The following is a 26,748-nucleotide window of genomic DNA, read 5'->3' as shown; positions in this document are numbered from 1 at the left end:
TCGTACCTCGTCGTTCGGCGCGGTGCGATCGGCCGCCGGGGGCGGGCGGACCGGCGGTGTTCTTCGGCGGCACGAGTGGGCCGCGTCGAACCCCGCCGGTCACGCTCGCCTGGTTCACCTGTCAGGCGGTTGTGAAGGAGATCCACACGTCCGGCGGGACGTCGGGGCGGTTCGGGACCGCACGGCGTTCCTCCGTCCACGCCTCGCCGGCGATCTCGGTGGCCACGCGCCTCCAGAACGCCACGGCTGCCTCGTTCGAGTCCTGGAAGGCGATCTTCCAGGGGCCGGGATGCCGGGAGATCACCTCTCGCACAACCGCCATCCCGATGCCGGAGCGGCGCGCTCCCCGTACGACGAAGAAGCTGTTCAGGACCCGCTCGGGGCCGGACAGCGCGCGCACGAACGCGAACCCGACCGGATGGTCGTCGCTGGTGAACAGGTAGGACGCCCAGTCGGCGTCCTGGAACGCGGCATGCAGGCGGTCACTGTGATAGGTGGCGTCAGGGGCCGGAAGGCCGCCCTGGAACTCCGACATGTCGTGGCGAAACATGAGCCAGAGTCGTTCGACTGTGGGGAGATCTGCGGCGCTCGCGGGCCGCACGGTTGCTTGCAGAGTGGTCATACAAGCAGCTTCCGGCCGAATCAACATCCGGCCGGAAGGTAAGAATAGCACTATTTGATCATCACAGAACGCAAGCTGGTGCACAGCGGTCAGGGGCCGGGTGTCTTCAGCGGGAAGGCGTTCGTGCTGGGCGTGGGGTGGGCGGATTCGCGGAGGGTCGGGAGGAAGGTGGCTAGCGGCTGGTCTTCGGTGCCGGGAAGTCGGTGGCGGGACGTACGCACGTGTCGGTTACCCCGTTTGCCGGGGTAACCGTGGACTACACGTGGGCGAGCAGGACGGCGGGGTTCTCCACGCAGTCGGCGACGAAGCGGAGGAAACCTCCGGCGGCGCCGCCGTCGCATACGCGGTGGTCGAAGGTCAGGGAGAGCTGGGTGACCTTGCGGGGCACGACCGCGCCGCCGTGCACCCAGGGGCGGTCGATGACGCGGCCCACGCCGAGGAGCGCGGCCTCCGGGTGGTTGATGATCGGGGTGGAGCCGTCCACGCCGAAGACGCCGTAGTTGTTGAGGGTGAACGTGCCTCCGGTCAGGGCCGCCGGTGGGAGGCCACCCGAGCGGGCCAGGGTGGTCAGGCGGGTGAGTTCGGCGGCCAGTTGCGCGGTCGTCATGAGGTGTGCGTCCCGTACGACCGGGACGACGAGGCCACGGTCGGTCTGGGCGGCGAAGCCCAGGTTGATGTGGCCGTGGCGGACTATTTCGGCTCTCGCCGTGTCCACCGAGGAGTTCAGTTCCGGGAAGCGTCGCAGGGCGGCCACGCAGGCTCGGGCCAGGAGGGCCAGCAGGCCGATGCCCAGGTCCGGGCTGGTCCGGCGGAGGGTGTCGCGGGTGGTGAGGAGGTCGGTGGCGTCCGCGTCTACCCAGGTGGTGGCGTCGGGGATCTCGGTACGGCTGCGGGTCAGCTTGTCGGCCACGGCTCGGCGCACGCCTCGGAGGGGGATGCGTTCCGCCGTCAGCGCCGTGAAGGCTCCGGGGTCCGTGGTGGTCGGGCCGGGGGGCGGCGTCGTGGGGGCCGCCGGGGTGACGGCTGCTGGGGCGGGGGTGGCGAGGGCGTGTTCGACGTCGCGGCGCAGGATCACGCCGTGCGGTCCGGTGGGGAGGATCGTGGTGAGGTCCACGCCGTGCTCGCGAGCCATCCGGCGGACCAGCGGCGAGATCACGCGAGCCGCACGCTCCGGCCCGGCCGAGGACGAAGGTCCAGTCGCGGGAGCGGGAGTGGGCGCGGGGGTGGGGGCAGGGGTGGGCACGGAGGTGGCCGCGGAGGCGGCGGGTGCGGAAGTAGGCGTGGGGGCGGGGGCCGGGGCGGAGGGAGAGGTGGGTTGGGGGGACTTGGGGTGGGGGGAACGGCGGCGGCGGGTGGGGGAAGCGGGGGCGGTGCCGTAGCCGATCAGGACGTTGCCCGAGCCGGCGCGTTCCTCCTCCCGGTATCGGGCCGCCGCGGGGTCCTCCCCCGTCGAGGTCCCGGGCGGTACGGTCGCGGAGCCGATCTCGATGAGGGGCTCCCCCACCGCCAGGACGGCGCCCGCGTCCGCGTGCAACCGCAGTACGGTCCCCGCGTACGGCACCGGCACCTCGACCGCCGCCTTCGCGGTCTCCACCTCCACCACGATCTGGTCGATCTCCACGGTGTCCCCGGGTGCGACCTTCCACTCGACGATCTCGGCCTCAGTCAGGCCCTCGCCGAGGTCGGGCAGCCGGAACACCTGCCGCGCGGCGGTCGCCGTCATGACGCCTCCCCGGCGAGGTGCAGCAGGTCGGGCTCGTCGTCGAACTGCAGCCGATCCACGGCGTCGAGCACGCGGTCGACGTCGGGCAGGTGCGAGTGTTCGAGTATCGGCGGCGGGTACGGGATGTCGAACCCGGTCACGCGCAGCACCGGCGCGGCCAGCGAGTGGAAGCACCGCTCCTGTACGCGGGCCGCGATCTCCGCCCCCACCCCGGCGAACCCCTGGGCCTCCTGGACGACCACGCAGCGGCCCGTCTTCCGTACCGAGGCGACCACGGTCTCGTCGTCGAACGGGACGATCGTCCGCAGGTCGACCACCTCCAGCGAGAGGCCGTCCTGGGCCGCGGTCTCGGCGGCCTGGAGCGCCACCGGCACGCTGGGACCGTAGGCGACCAGCGTGGCGTCGCGTCCCTCGCGGCGTACCACTGCCCGGCCGAACCCGGCGGCGCGGCGGTCGGCGGCCGACGTCTCGTCCTTCGACCAGTACAGCCGCTTGGGCTCCATGAAGATCACCGGGTCGGGGTCGGCGACGGCGTCGCGCAGCAGCCAGTACGCGTCGTCGGGCGTGGCGGGCGTGACGACCTTGAGCCCCGGCGTGTGGGCGTAGTACGCCTCGCTGGAGTCGCAGTGGTGCTCGACGCCGCCGATGCCGCCCGCGTACGGGATGCGGATCACCATCGGCAACGACAGCCGCCCGCGGGTGCGGTTGCGCAGTTTGGCCACGTGCGAGGCGATCTGCTCGAAGGCCGGGTAGGCGAAGGCGTCGAACTGCATCTCGATCACCGGGCGGAAGCCGCCCATGGCCAGGCCGACGGCCAGGCCCACGATCCCGGCCTCGGCCAGGGGCGTGTCGAAGCAGCGTTCCTCGCCGAACTCCCTGGTCAGGCCGTCGGTGACGCGGAAGACGCCGCCGAGCGGGCCCACGTCCTCGCCGAATACGAGGACACGCTCGTCCTCGCGCAGGGCGTCGCGCAGGGCGGCGTTCAGCGCCTGGGCCATGGTCATCGCGGTCATGTCAGTCCTCCCGCGCGGTCAGCTCGGACGCCAGCAGGGCCCGCTGCTCGTTCAGCTGGGGCGTCGGCTCGGCGAAGACGTGGTCGAACAGCTCGAAGGGGTCGGCCCGCGGGTCGGCGTTCATCTCGTCGCGGAGGCGGCCGGCGTACTCCTCGGCGGCCTTGTGGGCGGCGGCGACGTCCTCGGCGGCGAGCAGCCCGCGCCCGCGCAGGTACGTCTCCAGCCGGGCGAGCGGGTCGGCCGACTCCCACTGCTCGACCTCCTCGCGCTCCCGGTAGCGGGTGGGGTCGTCGGCGTTGGTGTGGGGGTCCATGCGGTACGTGTGCGCCTCGACGAGGAAGGGGCCGCCGCCGGCCCTGGCGTGCGTCACGGCGGCGGTCAGGACCGAGAGCACGGCGACGAGGTCGTTGCCGTCCACCTGCTCGGAGGGGATGCCGTAGCCGATGCCCTTGTACGCCAGCGCCGGGGCCGCGCTCTGCTTGGCCAGCGGCACCGAGATGGCGTACTTGTTGTTCTGGACGAGGAACACGACGGGCGCGCGCAGGACCGCGGCGTAGTTGAGCGCCTCGTGGAAGTCGCCCTCGCTGGTGCCGCCGTCGCCGATGAAGGCCATGACGACGCCGTCCTCGCCCTTGCGGCGCATGGCCTCGGCCATGCCGACGGCGTGGATCGTCTGGGTGGCCAGGGGCGTGCACTGGGGCGCGACGCGCGTGGCGGCGGGGTCGTAGCCGCAGTGCCAGCCGCCGCGCAGCAGGGTGAGCACCTCGACGGGGTCGAGGCCGCGGGAGACCAGGGCGACGGAGTCCCGGTAGGTGGGGAAGAGCCAGTCGTCCTCGCGCAGCACGAGGACGCCGGCGATCTGGCACGCCTCCTGGCCCCGGCTGGACGGGTACACGGCGAGCCGGCCCTGCTTGGTCAGCGCGGTCGCCTGGCGGTCGAAGCGGCGGCCCAGGACCATCCGCCGGTACGCCTCCACCAGTTGCCCGTCCGCGGGCGCCGAATAGCCGGCGGGCGGCTCGACGGCCGTGCCGTCCTCGGCGACGAAGCGTACCGGCAGGGGTGAGGGCAGCAGGTCGTCCACCGTCTGGGGACTCCTCCTCACGGACATGGCGACGCTCACTTTCTCTGGACGTTTGTGAGGGAAAGCGTCCGCTTCCGGAACCATCCGTTCAAGACATCGGGCATGATGAGCGACAAATGGCTTTATATCGGATTTCAGGAGGGCCAATTGTCGACCAACGAGGGTGCTGAAGGCGGCTGGCCGGGACGTTCGGCCGCACATCTGGACGGGGTGGACCGGGCGATCATCGCCGCGCTGCTGCGCGACGGCCGCATGTCGATGCGCACGCTCGCCGAACGCGTGCACGTCTCGCGCGCCAACGTCTACGCCCGGCTCACCCGGCTGATGGACGACGGCGTGATCACCGGCTTCACCGCCGAGCTGGCGCCGCACCGGGCGGGGCTGGGCACCAGCGCGTACGTGTCGGTGACGATCGAGCAGAACTCCTGGCGCCAGGTCACGGCCAGGCTGCGCGAGACCCCGTACGTGGAGCACTTCGCCATGGTCGGCGGCGACTACGACGTCCTGGTGCTGGTCAGGACGCCGGACAACGCGGCGCTCAGGCACGTCGTGCTGGAACGCATCCAGGACATCCCGGGCGTACGGGCCACCCGTACCTGGCTGGTGTTCGAGGAGGCCCGCGCGCAGGCGGCGGAGTGGGGGGCGCACGAGAGCTGACGCGGCGGCCCGGACGTCCCACGGGAGGGCGTCCGGGCCGGGTCAGCGGCCCTCGAAGACGGGCCTGCGCTTGGCGAGGAACGCCTCGACCGCGCCCGCGTGGTCGGCGGTCAGGCCCAGCCGGGCCTGGTCCTGGGCCTCGGCGGCGAGCGCCGCGCCGAGGTCCCGCTCCCACGACTGCGCGATCAGCCGCTTGGACGCGGCGTAGGCGGCGGTCGGCCCGGCCGCGAGCCGGGCGGCCAGCTCCCGTCCCGCCACGGCCACCTCGGTATGCGGGACCACCCGCGCCGAGATGCCCCACGCGGCCGCCTGCGCGCCGCTGAAGGGCTCGCCGAGCAGCACCAGCTCCTTGGCTCTCAACTCCCCGACCGCGCGCGTGAGCGTCACGGACAGGCCGGAGTCGCAGGTCAGCCCGACCCCCGTGAACGCCGTGGCGAGCACCGCGTCCTCGGCCAGGACCCGCAGGTCGCAGGCCAGCGCGAGGGCCAGCCCGGCGCCGACGCAGGCGCCCTCCACGGCGGCGACGACCGGTTTGCCCATCGTGGCGAGGAGCCGCACGACCGGCGCGTAGTCGGCCTCGACGGTGTCGAAGGCGTGGCCGGGGTCGGCGCGCAGGGCCTCCGCGTGCTCGGCGAGGTCCTGGCCGACGCAGAACGCGCCGCCCGCGCCGGTCAGCAGCACGGCCCGGACGGAGTCGTCGTCCGCGACCTCCTCCAGTGCCCGGCGCAGGGCGTTCTTGCACGCGGCGTCCAGTGCGTTGCGCCGTTCGGGACGGTGGAGCGTCACCACCGCCACGCCGCCGTCGTGTTCGAGCAGGACCGGGGTGTCGGTCATGTCAGTCCTCCGGCCAGGTCTTGGCCACGAGGGTCAGGACGTCGTACGTGGCGACGGGGACGTCGTCCTGGTTGGTCACGGTGGCGTCCCAGCGGACCTCGCCGTAGTCGGCGTTGCCGCGCGGCGTGATCTGCTTGACGGTCAGCGTGACGCTGATCGCGTCGCCGGCCTTGACGGGCGTGAGGAACCGCAGGCCGTCGACGCCGAAGTTGGCCAGCACCGGGCCCGGCGCCGGGTCCACGAACAGTCCGGCGGCCAGGGAGACCACCAGGTAGCCGTGGGCGACGATGCCGCCGAACAGCGGGTTGCGGGCGGCGGCCTCGGGGTCGGTGTGGGCGTAGAAGGTGTCGCCGGTGAAGTCGGCGAAGTGCTCGATGTCGGCGAGCGAGACCGTGCGCGGCGCGGAGGCGATCGTGTCGCCGATCCGCAGCTCGGCCAGCGACTTGCGGAAGGGGTGGACGCCGGACTCGGCGCGGGCCGAGCCGGTCGTCCAGCGTCCGGTGATCGCGGTGAGCTGGTCCGGCGAGCCCTGTACGGCGGTGCGCTGCATGTGGCTCAGGACGCCGCGTACGCCGCCCAGTTCCTCGCCGCCGCCGGCCCGCCCGGGGCCGCCGTGGACGAGGACCGGCAGCGGCGAGCCGTGCCCGGTGGACTCCTTGGCGTCGTCGCGGTCGAGGACGAGGACCCGGCCGTGCCAGGGCGCCAGCCCGAGCACGACGGACCGCGCCACCTGCGGGTCGTGGGTGGCGACGGAGGCGACCAGGCTGCCCTTGCCGCGCGCGGCCAGGGCGACCGCCTCCTCGACGCCGTCGTAGGCGAGCACGGTGGCGACCGGGCCGAACGGCTCCACGTCGTGCGCCTCGGCGGCGCCGGGACGGGCGCGCAGCACGAGCGGCGTCATGAACGCGCCGCGCTCGGGGTCGCCGTCGAGCAGGGACTTGCCCCGCGGGTCGCCGTAGACCACCTCGGCGCCGGCCCGCAGCGCCTCGACGGCCTTGCGCACCTCGTCACGCTGCCCGAGGCTGGCCAGCGGGCCCATCCGTACGTCGGGGTTGCGCGGGTCGCCGACGGTCACCGCCGACAGGCGCGCGGCCAGTGCCTCGACCACCTGGTCGGCCAGGTTCCCGGGGACGAGCACGCGGCGGATGGCCGTGCACTTCTGGCCCGCCTTGACCGTCATCTCGGTGACGACGCCCTTGACGAACAGGTCGAACTCGGGATCGTCGGGCCGTACGTCGGGGCCGAGGATCGAGCAGTTGAGCGAGTCGGCCTCGACGCCGAGGACGACGCCGCCGTCGAGCACGTTCGGGTGGCGGCGCAGGATGCCGGCGGTGTGGGCGGAGCCGGTGAAGGCGACGGAGTCCTGGACCCTCAGCTCGTCGAGCAGCCCGGTCGCGCTGCCCGCCAGGAGCTGGAGGCTCCCCTCGGGCAGGATGCCCGACTCGATGATCTGCCGGACGGCCAGCTCGGTGAGGTACGCCGTCTGGCCGGCGGGCTTGACGATCGACGGGAGCCCGGCGAGGAAGGCGGGCGCCAGCTTCTCCAGCATGCCCCAGACGGGGAAGTTGAAGGCGTTGATCTGCACCGCGACGCCCGGCCTGGAGGTGTAGAGGTGCTGGCCGGCGAAGGTGCCGCCCTTGCCCAGGCGTTCCAGGGCGCCGTCGAGGACGACGGTGTCGTTGGGCAGCTCGCGCGCGCCCTTGCTGGCGTAGCTGAACAGGGTGCCGATGCCGCCGTCCACGTCGACCATGGTGTCGCGGGCGGTGGCGCCGGTGCGCGTGGACAGGGCGTACAGGGCGTCCTTGTGTTCGAGCAGGTGCTTGGCCAGCGCCTTGAGCAGGGCGGCCCGCTCGTGGAAGGTCAGGGCGCGCACCGCAGGGCCGCCGGTGTCCCTGGCGTACCGGACCATGGCGGCGACGTCCAGCCCCCGGCTGGAGATCCGCGCGACCTCCTCGCCCGTCGCGGCGTCGAGCAGGGGTTCCCCGTCGTCCGCCGCCCGGAACCATCGTCCGGCGGCGTAACTCTCCAGCAGCGCGCTCACGCTGTCTCCTCTCTTGCGCGGAAGCCCCGACTCATGCAACCGTATTACTGACCGAGCGATAAGTAAATAAGACCGATGTCTCGGAGGGACGATGACCACGACGCCGGCGGAGCCGGACCAGGAGGAGCGGCTGCAGGCCGCCTTCGACGCGACCATCGCGGGTCACGACCGGATCGAGCCCCGCGACTGGATGCCGGAGGCGTACCGCAGGACGCTCGTACGCCAGATCGCCCAGCACGCGCACTCCGAGATCATCGGCATGCAGCCCGAGGGCGAATGGATCGGGCGTGCCCCGTCGCTGCGCCGTAAGGCGATCCTGCTGGCCAAGGTGCAGGACGAGGCCGGACACGGCCTCTATTTGTACTCCGCGTGCGAGACGTTGGGCGTCTCCCGCGCCGAGTTGACCGAACTCCTGCTGACCGGCAGGCAGAAATACTCCTCGATCTTCAACTACCCGACGCTGTCCTACGCCGACGTCGGCACGATCGGCTGGCTCGTGGACGGCGCCGCGATCTGCAACCAGGTGCCCCTGTGCCGCACCTCCTACGGCCCGTACGGGCGGGCCATGATCCGCATCTGCAAGGAGGAGTCCTTCCACCAGCGGCAGGGCTACGAGCTGCTGATGACGATGATGCGCGGCACCGACGCCCAGCGGGAGATGGTCCAGGAGTCGGTGAACCGGCTCTGGTGGCCCTCGCTGATGATGTTCGGCCCGCCGGACGAACGCTCCCCCAACAGCGAACGCTCGATGGCCTGGGGCATCAAGCGCAACTCCAACGACGAGCTGCGCCAGAAGTTCGTCGACATGAGCGTCCCGCAGGCCAAGGCGCTCGGGGTGACGCTGCCCGACCCCGACCTGCGCTGGAACGAGGAGCGCGGGCACCACGACTTCGGGCAGCCGGACTGGTCGGAGCTGGCCGCGGTCATCCGCGGTGACGGGCCGTGCAACGCCCAGCGGATGAACCACCGCCGGGCCGCCCACGAGGACGGCGCCTGGGTACGCGAGGCCGCCTCGGCGTTCGCGAGCCGGCCGGCCACCGAGGCGGGCGCCCGATGAGCCCCGACCGGCGGGAATGGCCGCTCTACGAGGTGTTCGTCCGGGTCAAGCGCGGGCTCAACCACGTCCACGTCGGCTCGCTGCACGCCCCCGACGACGCCATGGCCCTGCGCCACGCCCGGGACGTCTACACCCGGCGCAACGAGGGCGTGAGCATCTGGGTCGTCCGCTCCGAGGCGATCACCGCCTCCAGCCCGGACGAGAAGGACCCGCTGTTCGCGCCGAGCGGCGACAAGGTCTACCGCCACCCGACGTTCTACGACATTCCCGACGACGTCCCACACATGTGAGAAGGGCGGACCAGCGTGAACGATGACCACGGCAGCATCTTCGACGGCCTGGCCGGCGGAGACTCCGCGCAGTGGGCGTTCGGCACCGACTTCGAGGACCCGCTGGCCGGCGTGGACACGACGGTGCCCGAGGGCGTCGGCCACGCCGAGCTGGCCGCGTACTGCCTCATGCTCGGCGACGACGCCCTGATCATGTCGCAGCGCCTCACGGAGTGGTGCAGCCGCGCCCCCGACTTGGAGGAGGACATCGCGCTCGCCAACGTGGCGCTCGACCTGCTCGGGCAGGCGCGCCTGCTGCTCGCGCGGGCGGCCGCGGCCGACCCCGGCGTGGTGCCCGCGCTGCCCGAGGGCTCGCCGGTGCCCGCCGAAGACGCGCTGGCCTTCTTCCGCGACGCCGGGCAGTTCAGGAACGTATGGCTGGCCGAGGTGGCCAACGGTGACTTCGCGCACGTCGTCGTCCGGTTGTTGCTGTTCTCGACGGCCCGGCTGGCGTTGCTGGAGCGGCTGACCGGCAGCGTGGACACCGTGCTGGCGGCCGTGGCGGCCAAGGGCGTCAAGGAGGTCGCCTACCACCGCGACTGGGCGGGCCGCTGGTTCCTCACCCTGGCCCAGGGCACCGAGGAGTCGCGCCGCCGGCTCGACGCCGCGCTCGCCGGGTTGTGGCCGCTGCTGGCCGAGCTGGTCCCCCCGGCCGGCACGGCGCATCCCGTCGAGCTCGCGCTCGCGCGTTCGGGCGCCGGCGTCGATCCGGCCGCGCTGCGGGCCGACGTGGACGCCGTCCTCGGCCAGGTGCTCGCCGTGAGCGGCGTACCCCGCCCGCCCGGCGGCGACGGCTCTGTGGGGACCGGGCGGGACGGCGGGCACACCCCGGCGCTCGGCGACCTGCTCGCCGAGATGCAGTCGGTCGCCCGCGCACATCCGGGCGGCCTCTGGTGACCCCCCGCGAGCGGGCCGTCGAGGTGGCCGGGCGGGTGCGGGATCCCGAGATGCCGATGCTCACCCTCGCCGACCTCGGCGTGCTGCGCGGCGTCGAGGTGGAGCCGGGCGCGGACGGCGAGGTCGTCGTCGCCTCGATCACCCCGACGTACACCGGCTGCCCGGCCATGGCGACCATGCGCGACGACCTCGTGCACCGGCTGCGGGAGGCGGGGTTCCCGCGGGTCGAGGTGCGCGTCGTGCTCGACCCGCCGTGGTCGAGCGACTGGATCTCCGAGCGCGGCAGGGCCGCCCTGCGCGAGTCCGGGTTGTCGGCGCCCGGTCCGGCGCGCCGGGTGTCCGGGCCGGTCCCGCTCACGCTCGGGCCGGCGCGTCCCGCTCCGGCCTGCCCGCGCTGCGGCTCGCGGGCCACCCGGCTGACCTCCGAGTTCGGCGCCACCGCCTGCAAGGCGCTCTACGCCTGCGCCGACTGCCTGGAACCGTTCGAGCATGTCAAGGAGATATGAGATGACCACGCTCGCGCCCGCGCCGGCCCGGGCGCACGCCGCCTTCCACACGCTGACCGTGGCGGCGGTCGACCACCTGTGCGAGGACGCCGCGGCGATCACCTTCGCCGTGCCCGGGGAGCTGCGCGAGGCGTACGCCTTCCACGCGGGCCAGTCGCTCACCCTGCGCCGCTTCGTGGACGGACGGGAGGAGCGGCGGTCGTACTCGATCTGCGCCCCCGCCGGGGACGCGCCGCGCATCGGCGTACGGGAGATCCCGGACGGGCTCTTCTCCACCTGGCTGGTCCGCGACGTACGGCCGGGGACGCGGATCGAGGTGCAGACCCCGACCGGCTCCTGGCAGGCCGACCCCGGGCGCGGCGAGCGGCACCTGTGCGTGGCCGCCGGATCGGGCATCACGCCGATGTTGTCGGTCGCCTCGACGGTGCTGACCCATCCCGGCGCGCGGGTCTCTCTCCTGTATGGCAACCGCACCAGCGGCACCGTGATGTTCGCCGAGGAGCTCGGCGACCTGAAGAACCGGTACGGCCCCCGCTTCCAGCTCGTCCACGTGCTCTCCCGCGAGCCGCGCGACGTCGAGCTGTTCTCCGGCCGGCTGGACGGCGACCGGCTGCGCCGCCTGTTCACCGAGCTGGTGCCGATCGAGACGTTCGACCACGTCTGGCTCTGCGGGCCGCTGGGCATGGTCGAGGACGCCCGCCTGGTGCTGGCCGACCTCGACGTGCCCGCCGCGAACGTGCACGTCGAGCTCTTCTACGTCGATGCTCCCCCGCCGGTGCCCAGGCGGTACGAGGGCGTCCCGGCCGGCGCGACGACCGTGCTGACGACGGTGCTCGACGGCCGCCGGACGACCGCCACCGTCTCGCGCGAGTCGACGCTGCTCGACGGCGCCCAGAAGACCCGCTCCGACCTGCCGTTCGCCTGCCGGGGCGGGGTCTGCGGCACGTGCCGGGCGGTGGTCCGTGAGGGTGCGGCCGACATGCGCCGCAACTACGCGCTCGAACCGGCGGAGGTGGCCGCCGGGTTCGTGCTCACCTGCCAGACGTTCCCGGCCGGCGACCGTGTCACCGTGGACTACGACGCCTGACCGTACGCCACGACGCCTGACCGTGGACCACGACGCCCGATCCCGACGCCTGATCCCGACGCCTGATCCCGACGCAGAGGAGCCTTCCGTGACCGACGCCTTCGCTTCCCCGGTGGAGCGCCCATGACCCTCATCGTCGAGGAGGGCGCCGACCGGGTGGTGTGGCGGCTCAACCGGCCGCAGGTGCGCAACGCGATCGACCGGGAGCTGGTCGCCGCGCTGCACGAGGCGTGCGCCGCCGTCGAGGAGGAGCCGCGCGTCGTCCTGCTCACCGGCGAGGGCACCACCTTCGCCGCCGGGGCCGACATCGCCCAGCTCCGCGAGCGGGACCGCGGCGACGCGCTGCGCGGCATCAACTCCAGGATCTTCGACCGCATCCACCGGCTGCCGATGCCGACCGTGGCCCTCGTGGACGGCTATGCCCTGGGCGGCGGCGCCGAGCTGGCCTACGCCTGCGACTTCCGTATCGGCACGCCGCGCACCCGGATCGGCAACCCCGAGACCGACCTCGGCATCATCGCCGCGGCGGGGGCCGCCTGGCGGCTGGCCGAGCTGGTCGGGGAGCCGCTGGCCAAGGAGATCCTGCTCGCGGGCCGCGTCATGACGGCCGAGGAGGCGCGGGCGGTCCACCTGCTCAACGACGTCGTGGAGCCGGAGGACGGCCTGGACGCCGGTCACCGGCTCGCCGACCGCATCACGGCGCGGGCGCCGCTGGCGACCCGGCTGACCAAGGCCGTCTTCCACGCGCCGCGCGCCGCGCACCCGTTCGTGGACGACCTCGCCCAGGCGGTCCTGTTCGAGACCGAGGAGAAGCACGCGCGCATGACGGCATTCCTGGACCGGCGGAAGGAACGACGCTCATGACCCTGCCACCGAATCTGCCAGAGCTCGTCGGCGTCTTCGGCGGCGGGCGGATGGGATCGGGGATCGCGCACGCCTTCCTCGCCGCCGGCAGCCACGTGATCGTCGTGGAGAGCGACCCGGAGGCCGCCGGGCGGGCGCTGGAGCGGGTGACCGGCAGCCTGGCCAAGGCCGCCGAGAAGGGCAGACTGGGCCTGCCGCTCCAGGACGTCCTCGCCCGGCTGCGTACGACGGCCGACCCCGGCGAGCTGGCCCCGTGCGAGCTGGTGGTCGAGGCGGTGCCGGAGGACGCGGCGCTCAAGGCCAAGGTGTTCGCCCTGGTCGAACGGCAGGCGCCGGGCGCGGTGCTGGCCACGAACACCAGCAGCCTGTCGATCGGCGGGCTCGCCGCCCGCCTGGCCGCGCCGGAGCGTTTCATCGGGCTGCACTTCTTCAACCCCGTCCCGGTGAGCGACCTCATCGAGATCGTCGTCGGGCCGCGTACGGCTCCCGAGCTGGTCCAGCGGGCCCAGGAGTGGGCCGCGGCGCTGGGCCGCACGCCGATCACGGTCGCGGACTCGCCGGGCTTCGCCAGCAGCCGGCTCGGCGTCTGCCTGGCCCTTGAGGCGATGCGGATGCTGGAGGAGGGCGTCGCGAGCGCGGCCGACATCGACACGGCCATGACCCTCGGCTACCGCCATCCGACGGGCCCGCTGCGCACCACCGACGTGGTGGGGCTGGACGTGCGGCTGGCGATCGCCGAGCACCTGGCCCGCGAGCTCGGGCCGCGCTTCGAGCCGCCGCGCGTCCTGCGCGACCTGGTGGCCGCCGGGCACCTCGGCCGCAAGACGGGCCAGGGGTTCTACACCTGGTGAGCCCCGGTCAGGACGCGTGCCTGGCCAGGCCGTCGAACGCGATCGCGGTGACGGCGTCGGCGACCATCGCCCGGTCGTAGCTGCCGTCCGGGCGGTACCACTCCACCAGCGAGTTCACCATGCCGAACAGCAGCCGGCTCACCAGCGTCGGCGGCACGTCGTCGCGCAGGGCGCCCTCGGCGACGGCGTCGGCGACCAGTGCGGCCAGGCGGTCGTCGAGCCAGCGGCGCCGTTCCAGGGCCGCCAGCTCGACCTCGCTGTTGCCGCGCACGCGCAGCAGGAGCGTGACGGCGGGCTGGTGCGCGACCAGCACCTCGACGCTGCGCCGCACCACCTCGCGCAGCCGTTCGTGCGCGGTGCGGTCGGCGGCCTCGCCGGAGGCGGCGGTCACGGCGGCGGTGAGCTCGTCGAGCGCGTCGTCTAGGGCCTGGCCGAGCAGTTGCTCCTTGCTCGTGACGTGGTGGTAGATGGCCGGTTTCGTCAGGCCGAGCTCCTTGGCCAGGTCGCCCATGCTGGTGGCGTCGTACCCCTTGCGGTTGAACAGCTCGACCGCCGCGCGCAGGATCGCGGCCTGGTCGTAGCCTGGGCGGCCGCGCCCACGGCGCGGGGGCGGCCCGGCGGGCTCGGTCGTCGTCACGAATGCAGCATCTCACGGCAGATCAGACGACTTTCCCGATGCGCCACCCCGGGACGCGGCGGCCCCCGCGGGGTACAGTCGGTGATGATCTTCGCCTGATTCCCCCTGGAGCCTGATTCCCCCTGGAGTGAGTCCTGTGACGTTGCCTGCCGACAGCCATGTGCACAGCGAGTGGTCCTGGGACGCCCCGAACGGCGACATGGAGCGTTCCTGCGCGCGGGCGGTGGAGCTCGGCCTGCCCGCGATCGCCTTCACCGAGCACGTCGACCACACCGTCTGGACGGTCGCCCCCGGCGCCCTCGACGGCTACGACCACCTGCTGGCCCTGACCTCCCCGGACGGGCACCTCACTCCCCCGGCCTTCGACGCCGCCGGCTACCTCGCGGCCGTCGAACGATGCCGCGAACGTTTCCCCGATCTGCGCATCCTGAGCGGCCTGGAGGTGGGCGAGCCCCACCGGCACGCCGACGCCGTCGCCGGCGTGCTCGCCGCCGGAGGGTTCGACCGGGTGCTCGGCTCCCTGCACAGCCTGCCCGCCGGGGAGGGGTTCAGCGAGCCGCCCGGCCTGTACGCGAGCCGCCCCGCGGCCGAGGTCGTCCGGGACTACCTGGCCGAGATCCCCGAGGTCGTCGTGGGCAGCGACGCGTTCGCCGTGCTGGCCCACGTCGACTACCCGGTGCGTTACTGGCCGGTGGAGACCGCCGGGCCGTTCGACCCGAAGGCGTTCGAGGAGGAGTTCCGGCACGCGCTGCGGGTGACGGCCGGGTCCGGGCGGGCGCTGGAGATCAACACGGTGGTGCCGCTGCACGCGACCCTGCTCGGGTGGTGGCGCGAGGAGGGCGGCCAGGCGGTGACGTTCGGCAGCGACGCCCATGAGCCGTCCGTCGTCGCGCGCCGGTTCCGGGAGGCAGCGGACCTGGCGTGGGCGCACGGCTTCCGCCCGGGGCGGGACCCGTACGACTTCTGGGGCCGTACGGGCTGATCCCGCGCGGTCGTCACCGGTCGGTCAGGCGGGCGCGGAGCAGGTCGGCGTCCGCCGGTGGCAGGCCGCCGGCCAGCAGGTACGCCTCCGCCCCGCCGTGCCGGGCGTCCAGGTGGGCCAGGGCGGCGAGCATGGTGCCGGCGGTGATCTGGGCGAACAGGCGGCGTGACCGGTCCCGTACGTCCTCCTCGCGCAGGTCGGCGAGGTGGTCGTCGAGGCGCAGGCAGGCGGCGGTCACGGCGTAGTCGGCGGCCACGTCGTCGTGGGCGACGCCGGCCAGCGAGAGCGCGAGCGCCACCGCGAGGCCGGTGCGGTCCTTGCCGGAGTGGCAGTGGAGGAGCACGCCGCCGGGCGGCGCGTGCGCGATCGCCGACAGGACGGCGGCGAACCGATGGGCGCCCCGGTCGAGGATCACCCGGTAGATGGCGGGCAGGGTGTCGCCCAGCGCCTCCAGGACGGTGTCCTCGTCCCGCAGGACGGGCAGGTGGCGGCGGCCCGGCACGGGCGGGGGCGGGTCGGCCAGGCACTCGGTGGCCAGCCTGAGGTCGGCGACGAGCCGTACGCCGTGGGTCAGCAGCGCCGGGACGCTCTCCGCCCTCGGACGGTCGCCGCGCACCAGCGCGCCCCACCGGATCCGCCCGCCGTCCGCGGTGGGCAGTCCGCCGAGATCGCGCACGTTCGCGCACCCGGGCCACTCCAGCACCCGCGTACGGTCCTGGCGGCTGCCGCTCTCGCCGGCGTCGACGACCGACATCGGTCCCTCTTCTCTCTCAACTTCCGAAGGAATCTTTCATTAGTAGCATCGGCCCTTCCGGAGGGTCAACGGCCAGTTTCGTGGCGTGTGCGGGAGAGAAGACTGGCACGTCGACCCCTGGCATATCCTGGGGTTACAGAGGAAACCTACGTTAAGGACGGCGATGGCGGATCTACGCGGCGGCGACCTGTCCCGGTTGAGACAGCTCAACTCGCTGACCGCCATCCGGGCGCTGCGCGGGGCCGGGCCGCTCACCCTGTCGGCACTGGCCGAGCGTACGGGCCTGTCGCGGCCGTCCATGAAGGAGGTCGCCGGCGAGCTGATCGACCTGGGCTGGGTGGAGGAGGTGCCGCCGAGCCCCGGCACCATGGGCCGGCCGGCCCGCCGCTACCGCTTCCGCGCCGACAGCGGCTACCTGGTCGGCGTCGACGTGGGCGGGCACAACATCCGCGCCGCCCTGTCCGACCTCGACGGCGAGATCCTGGCCGAGACCCGGCAGCCGGTGTCGCTCGACGCGCCGCTGGAGGAGCGCCTGGCCGCGATCGAACGGGCCGTCTCGGGCTGCCTGACGCTCGGCCGCGTCGCGGTGTCCGACCTGTGGATGATCGCCGTCGGCACCATCGGCATGATCGACGTGGAGGGGCGGGTCATCTACTCGGCCGCGGTCCCCTCCTGGCGCGACCTCGACCTGGCGGGCCGGATGCGCGAGATGTTCCCGTGCCAGGTGCTGATCGAGAACGACAGCCGCCTGGCCGCCATGGCCGAGACCCGGCGCGGCGTCGCCCAGGGCGCCAAGGATGTCGTGTTCCTGCACGTCGGCAGGCGCATGGGCGCCGGGCTGATCATCGGCGGCAAGGTGCACAGAGGGTTCGGGGCGGCGGCCGGGGAGATCTCCATGCTGCCCGAGGCCCGCTGGTTCGACGCTCCCGAGCACCTCAACGGCTGCGCGGTCGTCCCCGAGGGCACGCCGCCGGAGGACGCAGCCGGTTTCACGCTGGCCGCCGCCAGGAACGGCGACCCGGTCGCACTGGAGGCCGTCGGGCGTTTTGTCGACGACCTGGCCCTGGGCGCGGCGGCCATGGTGCTCGTCCTGGATCCGCAGGTCGTGGTGCTGGGGGGTGGGTTCTCGCGGTCGGCGGACGTGTTGCTCGGGCCGCTGCGCGAGCAGTTGGAGCGGCGGTGCATGCGCATGCCGGAGGTGCGGGCGTCCACGCTGGGGGACGAGTGCGTGGTGGCGGGCGCGATCGACTACGCCGTCGACCACCTCGACGAGCAGCTCTTCACGCCGGAACGGGGTCCGCTGCCGCTCACGCGCTGAGATCGTACCGATCGGTTCGATTGCTGCTAGCATCAGCCGATCGACGAACGACGAGGAGGGCGGCCCATGGCCACGTACGTCCTGATCCCTGGCATGTGCCACGGCGGATGGTGTTTCGACGACCTCGCCGAGGGGCTGCGCGCGCACGGTCATCGCGTGCACGCCCTGACGCTGACCGGTCTCGCCGAACGCGCCCACCTGCTGCACGCCGGGGTCAACCTCGACACCCACCTCCAGGACGTGATCGCCTACATGGAGGCGTACGACGTCCGGGACGCGGTGCTGGTGGGCCACAGCTACGGCGGGATGGTGATCACCGGGGTCGCCGACCGCGTGCCCGAACGCGTGAGCGCGCTGGTCCACATGGACGCCATGGTCCCCGGCGACGGCGACTCCTGCTGGGGCCTGGTGTCCGACCGGGAGCGCGCGTGGTACGCCGACGTGGTGGAGAACGGCTACGGCGTGCGCCCGCTGCCGTTCTTCGACCCCCGCGCGACGCCGCACCCGCTGGCCTCGCTGCTCCAGCCGCTCCGGCTCACCGGCGGCCTGTCCGCCGTCCGGCGCCTGGTCTACGTCTACGCGGCGGCCTGGGACGGCGAGTCCCCCTTCACCCCCACCTACCTCCGGCTGCGCGACGACCCGGCCTGGACCGCCCACGCCCTGGATGGCGGCCACAACCTCATGCGCGACACCCCGGACGCCCTCCTGAAGATCCTCCTCCAGGCGGCCGCCCCGAGCTGACCACTCCGTCCGGCCCGGCCGAGGGGTGGCGCAAGGGGTCTCGGTAAGGTCATCCGGTGATGTCCGATCTTGCGGTGATCGTGCGTGCCTGTGTGCGTGACGGGGTCGGCGGGAGTCCGACCGCCGTGCTGGCGGACGGCCCGTTCACCGAGGACGAGCGCCGGGCGGTGCCGGTCGGATGCGGTACCTCGCACGCCGTGTTCGTGTCCGGGGACGGCGACGGGCCGGTGACGTTGCGGTTCTTCACCTCCGAGGGCGAACTGCCCGCCTGCGGCCACGGAACGGTGGCCGCGCTCGCGGTCCTGGCCGCCCGTACGACCCCGGACCACCGGCTCGCGCCGCACGCGGGCGACGCGGAGCGGCGGTTCGTGTTGCGGGCCGGGGGTCGGGTGTTCGGCGGGAGGGTCGTGCGGCGGGGCGAGGGGTTCGAGGGGGTGTTCGACCCGGGGCCGGTCGCGGTGCGGGAGACGACGGCCGCCGAACGCGACCTGATCCGGCCGCTCTTCCCCGCGCTCGCCGGGCCTCCCGTCGTCGCCTCCGTGGGACGGCCCCGGCTGCTCGTGCCCGTCGCGGGACGCGTCGAACTGGCCGCCCTGACGCCCGACCTGGACCGCCTGCGCGCGGCGTGCGACCGGCTCGGCCTGCTCGGCTGCTACGTCCACACCGTCCCCACGGCGGACGGGCGGGTCGCGGCCCGCATGTTCGCCCCCTCCATCGGCGTCCCCGAGGACGTCGCCAACGCCAACAGCACCGCCTGCCTGGCCGCCCACCTGGCCGGCCGGGGCCTGACCGCCCTCACCGTGGACATGGGCGACTCCCTGTCCCGGCCCGCCACCATCACCGCCACCGCCGAGGGCGGCCCGCAGGGCGTGAGCGTCGCCGTCGGCGGCCTCGCCCTGCTCGGCCCGAACTGAGCCGCTCGCCTCGGTCACAGAAGGCCGCCTTACATGAATCCTGCAATCGGTTGTTGCAGAAATAGCCACGCCACCAGGCAGAACGCCGAGCAGGTTTGCAGTTTTATCTGGACGTATTGACGTTTCCTCCACGTGAAGCCACTGTTACCGCAACCGGTTGTTACGAGCGCGCGCAGCACCTCCCTGATCCTCGAATCCGGCACACCTCCACGAAACGGAGCTGGACGTGCGTAAGAACCATCCCTCGGGAAGGCGGCCGGCGGTCGTGCTGACCACCGGCATTCAGACCTGCCATTCGTCGGCGCGCAGGAGCTCGACCTCGCCCCCGTCGTGGCCGATGCCGGTGACGGTGACCTCGGGGCCGCCCACCATGAAGTCGACGTGCACGCCGGAGACGTTGACCCCGGCGGCCTCCTGCGCGGCCGGGTCCAGGGCGCGCAGCGGGCCGGGCACGCCGGGCGGCAGGCCGGCTCCCCACGCCAGGTGGCAGGTGGCGTTCTCGTCCAGCAGGGTCTCCAGGTAGGTGACGCCCGAGCGGCCGACCGGCGAGGAGCCGTCCACGAGCGCCAGCTCGCCCAGGCGGGCCGCTCCGGCGTCGGTCGCCTGGTGGGTGCGGACGACGTCCGCGCCGCTGCTCGCCCGTACCTCGCTCACCACGCCGGCGGTGAAGGTCAGCTCCAGGTCGCGGATGACGTTGCCGTTGAGCGCCAGCGGCCGCGTGGCGCGTACGGTGCCCTCGACGCGGCGGTGGTCGGGCGTGGTGAACACCTCCTCCGTCGGCAGGTTGGCCTGGAAGACGTGGCCTTCGGGGGTCTCCAGCCGGGCGGCGGTCCAGTGGGCGCCGGGCAGCAGGCCGATGGTCAGGTCGGTGCCCGGCCCCTCGAGGCGGACGGCGTCCAGGCGCATGGCGTTCAGCGTCGCGGCGCGGGCGAGCAGCTCGGCGATGCGCTGCTCCCAGGCCGCCCTGGGGTCGGGACGGTCGAGGCGCAGGACGGAACGCAGGTGCCCCCAGAGCCGGTCCTCGTCGGGCTCCCCGAAGATCGCGCGCGCCCACTCCTCCGTCGGGCAGGGCACCATGACCCAACGGACCAGGTTGCCGAGTTGCAGGCGCTGCCGCGACGACAGGTACGGCATGCGGTCGAGGCCCGCCCGGACCTGGTCCTGACCGGCGAGCAGGTCGGGGGTGGCGGTGCCGCGCAGGTTGACCAGGACGCCGCCGTGCCGGGCCAGCTCCTCGTTGCGGGCGTCGAGCCAGGACGGCACCTCGCCCAGCGTGTCCGGGGCCGCGTGCCGTACCCGGGAGAGTTTGGCGTAGGGGTCGAAGTACCACACGTCCACGTAGCGGGCGCCCCGGGCGTAGGCGGCCTCCGCCAGGGCGCGGGCGAGCGGGGCGTGCTCGATCTCGGCGTTGACCAGCACGCGGTCGCCTGGCAGGACCGGTACGGCCACGTCGAGGACGAGGTCGGCGTACCCGGCCAGTTCGGATGGGGGGATGGTCACGGCTGTCTCCTCGGGTGGCCGGCCGGGGGAGGCCGGCGGTCGTCGTCGAGCTCCAGCAGCAGCGCGGTCATGCTGACCTTGATCCGGTCGCCGGTCCTGGGCGGTCCCGCGTGCTCGTGGACCAGGGTCACCGCCTGGTCGAGCAGGCCGGCGACCTGTTCCCAGACCGGGCGGTCGAGCCACACCTCGGCGTCCACGGACAGGCGCTGGGCCCTGGCCTGGGCCAGGCGGCGCGCGAGGTCCTCGTTCAGCGCCTCGTGGAGCAGCCGCCGGCCGTTCGCGCCGTCCAGGCGGGCGGCGTCGGCGAGGACGTAGCGGTAGCGCCGCCGGGGCCTGCCCTTGCCGCCGGGCGCGGGCGGGTCGTCCAGCGGCTCCAGGAAGCCCGCCTCGGCCAGCCGGCGCAGGTGGTAGCTGGCCGAGGCGTGGGCGATGCCCAGCTCCTCGGCGACCTCGGTGGCCGACATGGCGACGCCGGTGAGCAGCGAGACCATGCGGATGCGGAGGGGGTTGGCCAGCGCCCGCAACGGCACCAGGCCGTCGTCCTCTTCCGTGGACATGCCGGTGATCCTAGCTTTCCCAACAGGTATTGGGAAAGTACGTGGGGTAAACGGGGTGGAAGTGGAAAAGGTGGCCTTGTGAGGGTCTCCGGTGAGGCCGCCGCTTCCCGTACGAAGGAGACGCCATGCCGTCCTCCGCCCTGGAACGTTCCATCCAGGTCGCCGAGCCCGGCGGCGACCTGTCGCCGGTGTGGGCGGACACCCGCGACCCGGGCCCCGGCGAGGTACGGGTCACCGTCGAGGCGTGCGGGGTGTGCCACTCCGACGCGCTGATCATCAGCGGCGCGATCCGGGACACCACCTTCCCCGTCACGCCCGGCCACGAGATCGCGGGGCGCGTCCGCGCGATCGGCGACGGCGTCGCCGGCTGGTCCGTCGGCGACCGGGTGGCCGTCGGCTGGTACGGCGGCAGCTGCGGCCACTGCGACGCCTGCCGCGAGGGCGACGGCGTGTTGTGCCCCGAGCTCCAGGTGCCGGGCGCCGCCTATCCGGGCGGGTTCGCCGACTTCGTCGTGGTGCCGGCCGTGGCCCTGGCCGCGATCCCCGACGAGCTGACGGCGGTGCAGGCGGCCCCGCTGGCCTGCGCGGGCGTGACCGTGTACAACGCGCTGCGGCGCAGCTCGGCGCGGCCGGGCGACACCGTCGCGATCCTCGGCCTGGGCGGCCTCGGGCACCTCGGCGTGCAGTTCGCCGCGAAGATGGGCTTCGAGACGGTCGCGATCGCCCGCGGCCCCGACAAGGAGCCGCTGGCGCGCGAGCTCGGCGCCTCCCACTACATCGACGGCGCCGCCGGGCAGGTGGCCGGCGAGCTGCTGGAGCTGGGCGGGGCCAAGGTGGTGCTGGCCACGGTGACCAGCTCCGCGGCGATGTCGGCCACGATCGACGGGCTGGGCAGACGCGGCGAGCTGATCACCGTCGGCATCGACACCGAACCGCTGAACGTCGCGCCCCTCCAGCTCGTGAGCGGCGCCCGGCGGGTGTACGGGCACGCCTCCGGCATCGCCGTGGACACCCAGGACACCATGCGGTTCGCCGCCCGGAGCGGCGTGCGGGCGTGGACGGAGGAGGTCCCGCTGGAGGAGGCCGCCGGGGCGTACCAGCGGATGCTCGCCGGCCAGGCCCGCTTCCGCATGGTCCTGACCACCGGCAACTGAGCGTCCGGACGTCACGACCGGGACCTACGCGCGGGCGGCGGCCAGGGTGTGGGCGCGGGCGGCGTCCTCGGCGCCGAGGCGGCGGGCCAGCCGGGCCAGTACGAGGTGGGTGGAGCCCCAGCAGGCGGTGCCCATTCCGGCCACCACGAACTGGCCGGCGTACGGGAGCAGGCGGTCGTAGAGCGCGCGCGGGTCGGGCACGCCGAGCCGGGCGGCGACCAGCCCCCAGACCGGCACGAGGAAGTCGGCGACCCAGTCGTCGGGGACGTCGGTCCCCCAGCGCGCGATCAGGTCATGGGCCAGTTCCGGGCGGCCCGCCTCGGCGGCGGCCAGCACGGCGACCGGCCGCAGGGGCACGAGGTGCGGCTCACCGGCGGCGGCCACCAGCTCCTCCACGGTCTCGGCCACCCGCCCCTGCCCGCGCCGGCAGGTGAACGTGGTCACCAGCCGCCGGAACGTGCCGCCCCACACCGTCGGGCCGAACCGCATGTCGCCGTGCTCGGCGAGCAGGCGCTCGGCCTCCTCCCACCGGCCGTCGAGGGTGCTGCGGGCGGTCTGGGCGATGCGGACCATCGACTCCAGCTCCGGGCGCGGCGTCGCGGCCAGCAGCGCCTCGCAGCGGGCCAGCTCGCGGTCCCAGGCGGGCAGGTCGCCGTCGCGCAGCAGGCAGGACATGAGGAAGACCCGTGCCATCACCTCGCCGCTGACCGGCAGGCCGGGCAGTGCGGCCAGCTCCTCGGCCATGGCGCGCCGCTCGGCATTGCTGCCGGGGCGGAACGCGGCGAGCAGGTAGTTGTTCATCGTGCGGGCCAGGAGCGGCGTGTCGCCGGTTTTCCTGGCCAGGGCGACGGCCTCGGCGGCGTGGCGTTCGCCCTCGGCGCCGCGCGGGCCGTAGTGCAGCTCCAGGGCGAGGGTGCCGAGCAGGCCGGCGCGGTCGGCGTCCGGGAGCGGGCCGGCCAGCAGGTCTTCGATGACGGTGACCAGGTCGGTGTCCACGACGCCGTACGGGCGCCAGTTCCACAGGGCCGGGCCGCCCACGGCGGTGATCGCGGGGACGAGCGCGTCCCGGTCACCGGCCGCCCTGGCCAGGCGGATCGCCTCCTCCCAGTCGTGGCGCGCGTCCTCGGGGTGTCCGGCGGCGCGGTGGGCGTGGCCGAGCTCGGTGAGCAGGCGGGCGCGTTCGGCGTCGCGGCCGGGGGCGAGCGCGGACAGGGCCAGCGTCCAGAAGCCGGCCGCCTCGGTGTGGGCGAGCTGGGCGGCGGCGTGGCGGGCGGCGCGGGAGGCGTGCTGCACGGTCCTGTCCGCGTCGGCCAGGCGGCCGGCCTGGGAGAAGTGGTGGGCCAGCGTGGCCGACTGCGACTCGGGCAGGACGGGTTCGAGCGCCTCTCCCGTACGCAGGTGCAGGCGCGCGCGGTCGAGGCGGCTGAGCCCGGCGTACAGGGCCTCCTGGACGAGGGCGTGGGAGAAGCGGTAGTCGGCCCCGGTACGCGGCTCGACCAGCAGTCCGGTCGCGACGGCCGGTTCGAGGGCGGCCATCACCTGCTCGGCGGTGCTGTCCGTGACGCTCTCCAGCACGGCGGCGGAGACGTCACGACCGGCGACCGCGGCGGCGGCGAGCAGGTCGCGGGTCTCCTCGGGCAGGCGGGCGACGCGGCGCTCGATCACGTCCCGCACGCCGCTCGGGACCGTACGCTCGCCGCCGGGCAGGCGCAGGACCTCGCCCAGGTAGAACGGGTTGCCGCCGGTGCGGTCGAGCAGCGCCTCGACCAGGCCGGGCTGGTCGGCGACCCGCTTGGCCCGCAGGAAGGACGCCACGTCGCCCGGCGTGAACGGCGGCAGCTCCAGCCGCTCGCCCGAACGCGCCAGGCCGGCCAGCGTCTCGCGCAGCTCGCGGGGATGGTCGCCGGGCTCGGGACGGCAGGTGACCAGCACGAGCAGCCGGCGGCGGAGGGCGGACTCGGCGACGAACTCCAGCAGCCGCAACGAGGACACGTCGGCCCAGTGGAGGTCCTCCAAGACGACGGCCAGGGGCGTGTCGGGGCCGTTCAGGACGTCGAGGACCCGCTCGTACAGGCCGAACAGGTCCTGCTCGGGGGCGGGCGACCGGCCGGACAGCAGTCCGGAGGTGTCGCCGGCCTCGCGCAGGATCTGCGTCCAGGGCCAGAAGGCCGGGGCGGTACGGTCGGCGCAGCGTCCCCACGCGACCCGGAAGCCGCGCGCCGCGGCCAGGTCGGCGGCGGCCCGGACGAACCGGGTCTTGCCGATGCCCGCCTCCCCCGTGACCAGCACGGCTCCGCCCTCGCCGCGCCGCACGCCGCCCAGCCGCCGCGCCACGAGCTCCAGCTCGGCCGAGCGCGCGATGAGGCCGTCCTGCTCCGGCTCGGGCGCGGCCGGTACGAGGGCCGCCACCGGTTCGGGCACGGACGGCCGCAACTCGGGCGCCTGCTCGAACACCGCCCGTTCCAGCTCCCGCAGGTCGGGGCCCGGACTGAGCCCGAGGTCGGCCGACAACCGCTCCCGTACGCGGCGCAGCGCGGCCAGCGCCTCGGCCTGCCGTCCGGCCCGGTAGAGCGCGCGTACGAGCAGCGACCAGGCACGCTCCCGGTACGGCTCGGCCTCGACCAGCGCCTCCAGCCCGGGGACCAGGGGCGCGTCCTCGCCCAGCGCCAGCCGGGCGTCGAAGCGGTCCTCCAGCGCCGTGACGCGCGTCTCGGCGAGCCGGGCGGCCACGGGCTGAGCGAACTCCTGCCCGGCGAACTCCCCCAGCGGGTCGCCGCGCCACAACCCGAGTGCCCGGTCGAGCAGCTCGACGGCCTTGCCGGGTGAGCCGCCCGCCAGCGCCGTGCGGCCCTCGCCGGCCCAGGCGGCGAAGCGCCACAGGTCGATCTGTCCCGGCGCGACGGCGAGCAGGTAGCCGGGCTCGCGGGTCAGCAGGACGTGCGGGGGCGTGCGCGGCGGCCGGTCGGGTGCGAGGACGCGGCGCAGGTGGGCGATGTACGCCTGAAGCGTGCGGGTGGCCCCGGCGGGCGGCTCCCCGGCCCACAGCTCGTCGATCAGCCGGTCGAGTGAGACCACCCGGCCGGGCTCCAGGGCCAGCATCGCGACCAGGGCACGCTGCTTGCGCGTGCCGAGATCCAGCGCGCCTTGCCCGCCGCCGGTGACTTCAAGCGGCCCGAACAGCCGAAACTCCAACCCCGTCATGTCCGTCCCCACCCTACGGCACCTCAACTCGATCCCAGCTCGGCCCCAGCTCGCCCCCGGCACAGTAGAGCCATCGACCAGGAAACAGCGACGAAAGGCAAGAACATGGACATCAGGGACGAACTGCGCGGCGTGCTCCGCGGCACGGTGCTCACGGCCGGCGACGAGGGTTTCGAGCAGGCCAGGCGGCCCTGGAACCTGGCGGTCGAGCAGCCCGTACGGGCCGTGGTCGAGGCCGCCGACGCCGAGGACGTCGTCGCCCTGGTCCGGCACGCCCGCCTGGCCGGGCTGACCGTCGCCGCCCAGCCGAGCGGCCACGGGGCCACCGGCGACAACGACGGCGTGGTCCTGCTGCGCACCGGCCGCCTGGACGACCTGCGGGTGGACCCGGTCGAGCGGGTCGCCAGGGCCGGTGCGGGCGTCAAGTGGGGGCGCGTGCTGGAGGCGGCGAGCCCGTACGGGCTGACCGGCCTGGCCGGCAGCAGCCCCGCGGTCACCGTCGCCGGCTACACCCTGGGCGGCGGCCTGAGCTGGTTCGGCCGCAGGCACGGCTTCGCCTCGCGGAGCGTGCGCGCGTTCGAGGCCGTGGACGCCTCGGGCGAGCTCGTCCGGGTGACCGCGGACAGCGACCCCGACCTGTTCTGGGCGCTGCGCGGCGGCGGCGGCGACTTCGCCGTCGTGACCGCGATCGAGTTCGACCTGCACCCCGCCCCCACCCTGTACGGCGGCCGCCTGCTGTGGCCCGCCGCGATGGCCCCGGCCGTCCTGGACGCCTACCGCGAGGTCACCGCCACCGCGCCGGAGGAGCTGACCCTCTGGTACGACCTCCTGCAGTTCCCCGGCGCGGCTCCCCTGGTCGCGGTGGACGCCACGTTCCTCGGCGCGGGCGGCGACGCCGAGACGCTGATGCGCCCGCTGGAGAAGGTCGCGGGGCGGCTGTCCGACTCCCGCGCCGTGCTCCCGGTCGCCGAACTGGGCGGCATCACCGCCGAGCCCACCGACCCCGGGCCCGGCGTGTCCCGCGCCGAGCTGCTGACAGGACTGACCGACGAGGTCGCGGCGGCGCTGCTGGACGAGCCCATCGACCCGCTGCTCAGCGTCCAGCTCCGGCACCTGGGCGGCACGCTGGCCCGCCCGTCCGGCACCCCGGCCGGGCACCTGGACGAGCCGTACGCGTTGTACCTGTTCGGCATCCCCGGCCAGGACGGCGGCGCGGCCGTACGCGAGCGTATGGAACGGCTGACGGGGGCGCTGGTGCCGTACACGTCGGGGCGCAAGCCGTTCACGTTCCTGGCGCCCGGCGAACGCGCGGCCGCCGCCTTCACCCCGGCCGACCTGGCCCGGCTCCAGGAGATCAAGCGCACCCGCGACCCCCGCGACACCTTCCGCAGCAACTTCCCCGTCCTCGCCTGACCCCCGCCGGGGGCG

General features: G+C 73.9%; 25 protein-coding genes. 14 read left to right on the top strand and 11 right to left on the bottom strand.

Features of this window, described 5'->3' with window-relative positions:
* Positions 1-121: 121 nt before the first annotated feature.
* The 4 genes from DMB42_RS29685 to pdhA form a co-directional block, all read right to left on the bottom strand.
* The gene (locus DMB42_RS29685; RefSeq protein ID WP_260478023.1) at positions 122-550 is read right to left on the bottom strand and encodes a GNAT family N-acetyltransferase; all 429 of its coding nucleotides are present in this window, start codon (positions 548-550) and stop codon (positions 122-124) included.
* A gap of 328 nt (positions 551-878) precedes the next feature.
* A complete protein-coding gene (locus DMB42_RS29680; RefSeq protein ID WP_125638673.1) occupies positions 879-2,345 on the bottom strand; it encodes a dihydrolipoamide acetyltransferase family protein in 1,467 nt (488 codons plus the stop codon).
* A complete protein-coding gene (locus DMB42_RS29675; protein ID WP_125638669.1) occupies positions 2,342-3,358 on the bottom strand; it encodes an alpha-ketoacid dehydrogenase subunit beta in 1,017 nt (338 codons plus the stop codon). The genes DMB42_RS29680 and DMB42_RS29675 overlap by 4 nt, the downstream gene beginning before the upstream one ends.
* Before the next feature lies 1 nt (position 3,359).
* Positions 3,360-4,466, bottom strand: coding sequence for a pyruvate dehydrogenase (acetyl-transferring) E1 component subunit alpha (gene pdhA, locus DMB42_RS29670; protein WP_125638666.1), 1,107 nt, complete (start codon positions 4,464-4,466; stop codon positions 3,360-3,362).
* A gap of 120 nt (positions 4,467-4,586) precedes the next feature.
* Here pdhA and DMB42_RS29665 point away from each other — a divergent pair, with 120 nt between their 5' ends.
* A complete protein-coding gene (locus tag DMB42_RS29665; protein WP_260478021.1) occupies positions 4,587-5,096 on the top strand; it encodes an Lrp/AsnC family transcriptional regulator in 510 nt (169 codons plus the stop codon).
* 42 nt (positions 5,097-5,138) lie between these two features.
* On the opposite strand, the gene DMB42_RS29660 is transcribed toward DMB42_RS29665, so the two are convergent.
* Complete coding sequence (locus DMB42_RS29660; RefSeq protein WP_125638663.1) at positions 5,139-5,930, bottom strand: enoyl-CoA hydratase/isomerase family protein; 792 nt, start codon at positions 5,928-5,930, stop codon at positions 5,139-5,141.
* A gap of 1 nt (position 5,931) precedes the next feature.
* Positions 5,932-7,971, bottom strand: a complete 2,040-nt coding sequence (gene paaZ / locus DMB42_RS29655; protein WP_125638660.1) for a phenylacetic acid degradation bifunctional protein PaaZ — start codon at positions 7,969-7,971, stop codon at positions 5,932-5,934.
* 91 nt (positions 7,972-8,062) lie between these two features.
* On the opposite strand from paaZ, the gene paaA reads away from it, so the two are divergent.
* The 7 genes from paaA (at position 8,063) to DMB42_RS29620 (ending at position 13,562) form a co-directional block, all read left to right on the top strand.
* Positions 8,063-9,028, top strand: coding sequence for a 1,2-phenylacetyl-CoA epoxidase subunit PaaA (gene paaA / locus DMB42_RS29650; RefSeq protein WP_125638657.1), 966 nt, complete (start codon positions 8,063-8,065; stop codon positions 9,026-9,028).
* Positions 9,025-9,318, top strand: coding sequence for a 1,2-phenylacetyl-CoA epoxidase subunit PaaB (paaB, locus tag DMB42_RS29645; protein WP_125638654.1), 294 nt, complete (start codon positions 9,025-9,027; stop codon positions 9,316-9,318). Before paaA ends, paaB begins: the two co-directional genes overlap by 4 nt.
* 15 nt (positions 9,319-9,333) lie before the next feature.
* Entirely contained in the window at positions 9,334-10,254 is a 921-nt protein-coding gene (paaC, locus tag DMB42_RS29640) for a 1,2-phenylacetyl-CoA epoxidase subunit PaaC (protein ID WP_125638649.1), read from the top strand.
* Complete coding sequence (paaD, locus tag DMB42_RS29635; RefSeq protein WP_260478020.1) at positions 10,251-10,760, top strand: 1,2-phenylacetyl-CoA epoxidase subunit PaaD; 510 nt, start codon at positions 10,251-10,253, stop codon at positions 10,758-10,760. The genes paaC and paaD overlap by 4 nt, the downstream gene beginning before the upstream one ends.
* A gap of 1 nt (position 10,761) precedes the next feature.
* Positions 10,762-11,847, top strand: coding sequence for a 1,2-phenylacetyl-CoA epoxidase subunit PaaE (paaE, locus tag DMB42_RS29630; protein WP_125638646.1), 1,086 nt, complete (start codon positions 10,762-10,764; stop codon positions 11,845-11,847).
* 123 nt (positions 11,848-11,970) lie between these two features.
* On the top strand, positions 11,971-12,711 hold the full coding sequence (locus tag DMB42_RS29625) for an enoyl-CoA hydratase/isomerase family protein (protein ID WP_125638643.1): 741 nt from the start codon (positions 11,971-11,973) through the stop codon (positions 12,709-12,711).
* Positions 12,708-13,562, top strand: a complete 855-nt coding sequence (locus tag DMB42_RS29620) for a 3-hydroxyacyl-CoA dehydrogenase family protein (RefSeq protein WP_125638640.1) — start codon at positions 12,708-12,710, stop codon at positions 13,560-13,562. The genes DMB42_RS29625 and DMB42_RS29620 overlap by 4 nt, the downstream gene beginning before the upstream one ends.
* Positions 13,563-13,569: 7 nt before the next feature.
* On the opposite strand, the gene DMB42_RS29615 is transcribed toward DMB42_RS29620, so the two are convergent.
* Positions 13,570-14,199 (bottom strand): TetR/AcrR family transcriptional regulator, encoded by a 630-nt coding sequence (locus DMB42_RS29615; RefSeq protein WP_125638637.1) that lies wholly within the window; start codon positions 14,197-14,199, stop codon positions 13,570-13,572.
* A gap of 136 nt (positions 14,200-14,335) precedes the next feature.
* Here DMB42_RS29615 and DMB42_RS29610 point away from each other — a divergent pair, with 136 nt between their 5' ends.
* Positions 14,336-15,181: a PHP domain-containing protein gene (locus DMB42_RS29610; protein ID WP_125638634.1), complete on the top strand. Its 846-nt coding sequence runs from the start codon at positions 14,336-14,338 to the stop codon at positions 15,179-15,181.
* A 13-nt stretch (positions 15,182-15,194) separates the two neighbouring features.
* Here DMB42_RS29610 and DMB42_RS29605 read toward each other — a convergent pair whose 3' ends face one another.
* The gene (locus tag DMB42_RS29605) at positions 15,195-15,935 is read right to left on the bottom strand and encodes a tyrosine-protein phosphatase (protein ID WP_125638631.1); all 741 of its coding nucleotides are present in this window, start codon (positions 15,933-15,935) and stop codon (positions 15,195-15,197) included.
* Positions 15,936-16,098: 163 nt separating this feature from the next.
* On the opposite strand from DMB42_RS29605, the gene DMB42_RS29600 reads away from it, so the two are divergent.
* The 3 genes from DMB42_RS29600 (at position 16,099) to DMB42_RS29590 (ending at position 18,908) form a co-directional block, all read left to right on the top strand.
* Positions 16,099-17,253: an ROK family transcriptional regulator gene (locus DMB42_RS29600; RefSeq protein WP_125638628.1), complete on the top strand. Its 1,155-nt coding sequence runs from the start codon at positions 16,099-16,101 to the stop codon at positions 17,251-17,253.
* A gap of 66 nt (positions 17,254-17,319) precedes the next feature.
* Complete coding sequence (locus DMB42_RS29595; protein ID WP_125638625.1) at positions 17,320-17,994, top strand: alpha/beta fold hydrolase; 675 nt, start codon at positions 17,320-17,322, stop codon at positions 17,992-17,994.
* A gap of 59 nt (positions 17,995-18,053) precedes the next feature.
* Positions 18,054-18,908 carry a PhzF family phenazine biosynthesis protein gene (locus DMB42_RS29590; protein WP_125639284.1) on the top strand — a complete coding sequence of 285 codons (855 nt, stop codon included), beginning with the start codon at positions 18,054-18,056 and terminating at the stop codon, positions 18,906-18,908.
* 282 nt (positions 18,909-19,190) lie between these two features.
* Here the strand turns inward: DMB42_RS29590 and DMB42_RS29585 are convergent, their stop codons facing one another.
* Together DMB42_RS29585 and DMB42_RS29580 are read right to left on the bottom strand one after the other, a co-directional pair.
* On the bottom strand, positions 19,191-20,408 hold the full coding sequence (locus tag DMB42_RS29585) for an aminopeptidase (protein WP_125638623.1): 1,218 nt from the start codon (positions 20,406-20,408) through the stop codon (positions 19,191-19,193).
* On the bottom strand, positions 20,405-20,965 hold the full coding sequence (locus DMB42_RS29580) for a transcriptional regulator (protein WP_221762407.1): 561 nt from the start codon (positions 20,963-20,965) through the stop codon (positions 20,405-20,407). Before DMB42_RS29580 ends, DMB42_RS29585 begins: the two co-directional genes overlap by 4 nt.
* 125 nt (positions 20,966-21,090) lie before the next feature.
* Here DMB42_RS29580 and DMB42_RS29575 point away from each other — a divergent pair, with 125 nt between their 5' ends.
* Entirely contained in the window at positions 21,091-22,119 is a 1,029-nt protein-coding gene (locus DMB42_RS29575) for an alcohol dehydrogenase catalytic domain-containing protein (RefSeq protein ID WP_125638620.1), read from the top strand.
* Positions 22,120-22,143: 24 nt separating this feature from the next.
* On the opposite strand, the gene DMB42_RS29570 is transcribed toward DMB42_RS29575, so the two are convergent.
* Positions 22,144-25,320 (bottom strand): AfsR/SARP family transcriptional regulator, encoded by a 3,177-nt coding sequence (locus tag DMB42_RS29570; protein ID WP_125638617.1) that lies wholly within the window; start codon positions 25,318-25,320, stop codon positions 22,144-22,146.
* 105 nt (positions 25,321-25,425) lie between these two features.
* On the opposite strand from DMB42_RS29570, the gene DMB42_RS29565 reads away from it, so the two are divergent.
* Positions 25,426-26,733 (top strand): FAD-binding oxidoreductase, encoded by a 1,308-nt coding sequence (locus DMB42_RS29565; RefSeq protein WP_125638614.1) that lies wholly within the window; start codon positions 25,426-25,428, stop codon positions 26,731-26,733.
* Positions 26,734-26,748: the final 15 nt, after the last annotated feature.

The sequence above is a fragment of the Nonomuraea sp. WAC 01424 genome (genome assembly GCF_003947315.1).
Lineage (GTDB): Bacteria > Actinomycetota > Actinomycetes > Streptosporangiales > Streptosporangiaceae > Nonomuraea > Nonomuraea spiralis.
Note: the sequence above shows the minus strand (reverse complement) of the source record. Positions and strands in the feature narration are given on the sequence as shown.

Excerpts from the sequence above, each read along its gene's own strand:
- DMB42_RS29605 (WP_125638631.1), bottom strand. The coding sequence starts at position 15,935 with ATGTCGGTCGTCGACGCCGGCGAGAGCGGCAGCCGCCAGGACCGTACG.
- DMB42_RS29570 (WP_125638617.1), bottom strand. The coding sequence starts at position 25,320 with ATGACGGGGTTGGAGTTTCGGCTGTTCGGGCCGCTTGAAGTCACCGGC.
- paaA (WP_125638657.1), top strand. The coding sequence starts at position 8,063 with ATGACCACGACGCCGGCGGAGCCGGACCAGGAGGAGCGGCTGCAGGCC.
- DMB42_RS29685 (WP_260478023.1), bottom strand. The coding sequence starts at position 550 with ATGTTTCGCCACGACATGTCGGAGTTCCAGGGCGGCCTTCCGGCCCCT.
- DMB42_RS29580 (WP_221762407.1), bottom strand. The coding sequence starts at position 20,965 with ATGTCCACGGAAGAGGACGACGGCCTGGTGCCGTTGCGGGCGCTGGCC.
- DMB42_RS29595 (WP_125638625.1), top strand. The coding sequence starts at position 17,320 with ATGGCCACGTACGTCCTGATCCCTGGCATGTGCCACGGCGGATGGTGT.
- DMB42_RS29675 (WP_125638669.1), bottom strand. The coding sequence starts at position 3,358 with ATGACCGCGATGACCATGGCCCAGGCGCTGAACGCCGCCCTGCGCGAC.
- pdhA (WP_125638666.1), bottom strand. The coding sequence starts at position 4,466 with ATGTCCGTGAGGAGGAGTCCCCAGACGGTGGACGACCTGCTGCCCTCA.
- DMB42_RS29625 (WP_125638643.1), top strand. The coding sequence starts at position 11,971 with ATGACCCTCATCGTCGAGGAGGGCGCCGACCGGGTGGTGTGGCGGCTC.
- DMB42_RS29590 (WP_125639284.1), top strand. The coding sequence starts at position 18,054 with ATGTCCGATCTTGCGGTGATCGTGCGTGCCTGTGTGCGTGACGGGGTC.
- paaB (WP_125638654.1), top strand. The coding sequence starts at position 9,025 with ATGAGCCCCGACCGGCGGGAATGGCCGCTCTACGAGGTGTTCGTCCGG.
- DMB42_RS29660 (WP_125638663.1), bottom strand. The coding sequence starts at position 5,930 with ATGACCGACACCCCGGTCCTGCTCGAACACGACGGCGGCGTGGCGGTG.
- paaE (WP_125638646.1), top strand. The coding sequence starts at position 10,762 with ATGACCACGCTCGCGCCCGCGCCGGCCCGGGCGCACGCCGCCTTCCAC.
- DMB42_RS29680 (WP_125638673.1), bottom strand. The coding sequence starts at position 2,345 with ATGACGGCGACCGCCGCGCGGCAGGTGTTCCGGCTGCCCGACCTCGGC.
- DMB42_RS29565 (WP_125638614.1), top strand. The coding sequence starts at position 25,426 with ATGGACATCAGGGACGAACTGCGCGGCGTGCTCCGCGGCACGGTGCTC.
- DMB42_RS29600 (WP_125638628.1), top strand. The coding sequence starts at position 16,099 with ATGGCGGATCTACGCGGCGGCGACCTGTCCCGGTTGAGACAGCTCAAC.
- DMB42_RS29575 (WP_125638620.1), top strand. The coding sequence starts at position 21,091 with ATGCCGTCCTCCGCCCTGGAACGTTCCATCCAGGTCGCCGAGCCCGGC.
- DMB42_RS29620 (WP_125638640.1), top strand. The coding sequence starts at position 12,708 with ATGACCCTGCCACCGAATCTGCCAGAGCTCGTCGGCGTCTTCGGCGGC.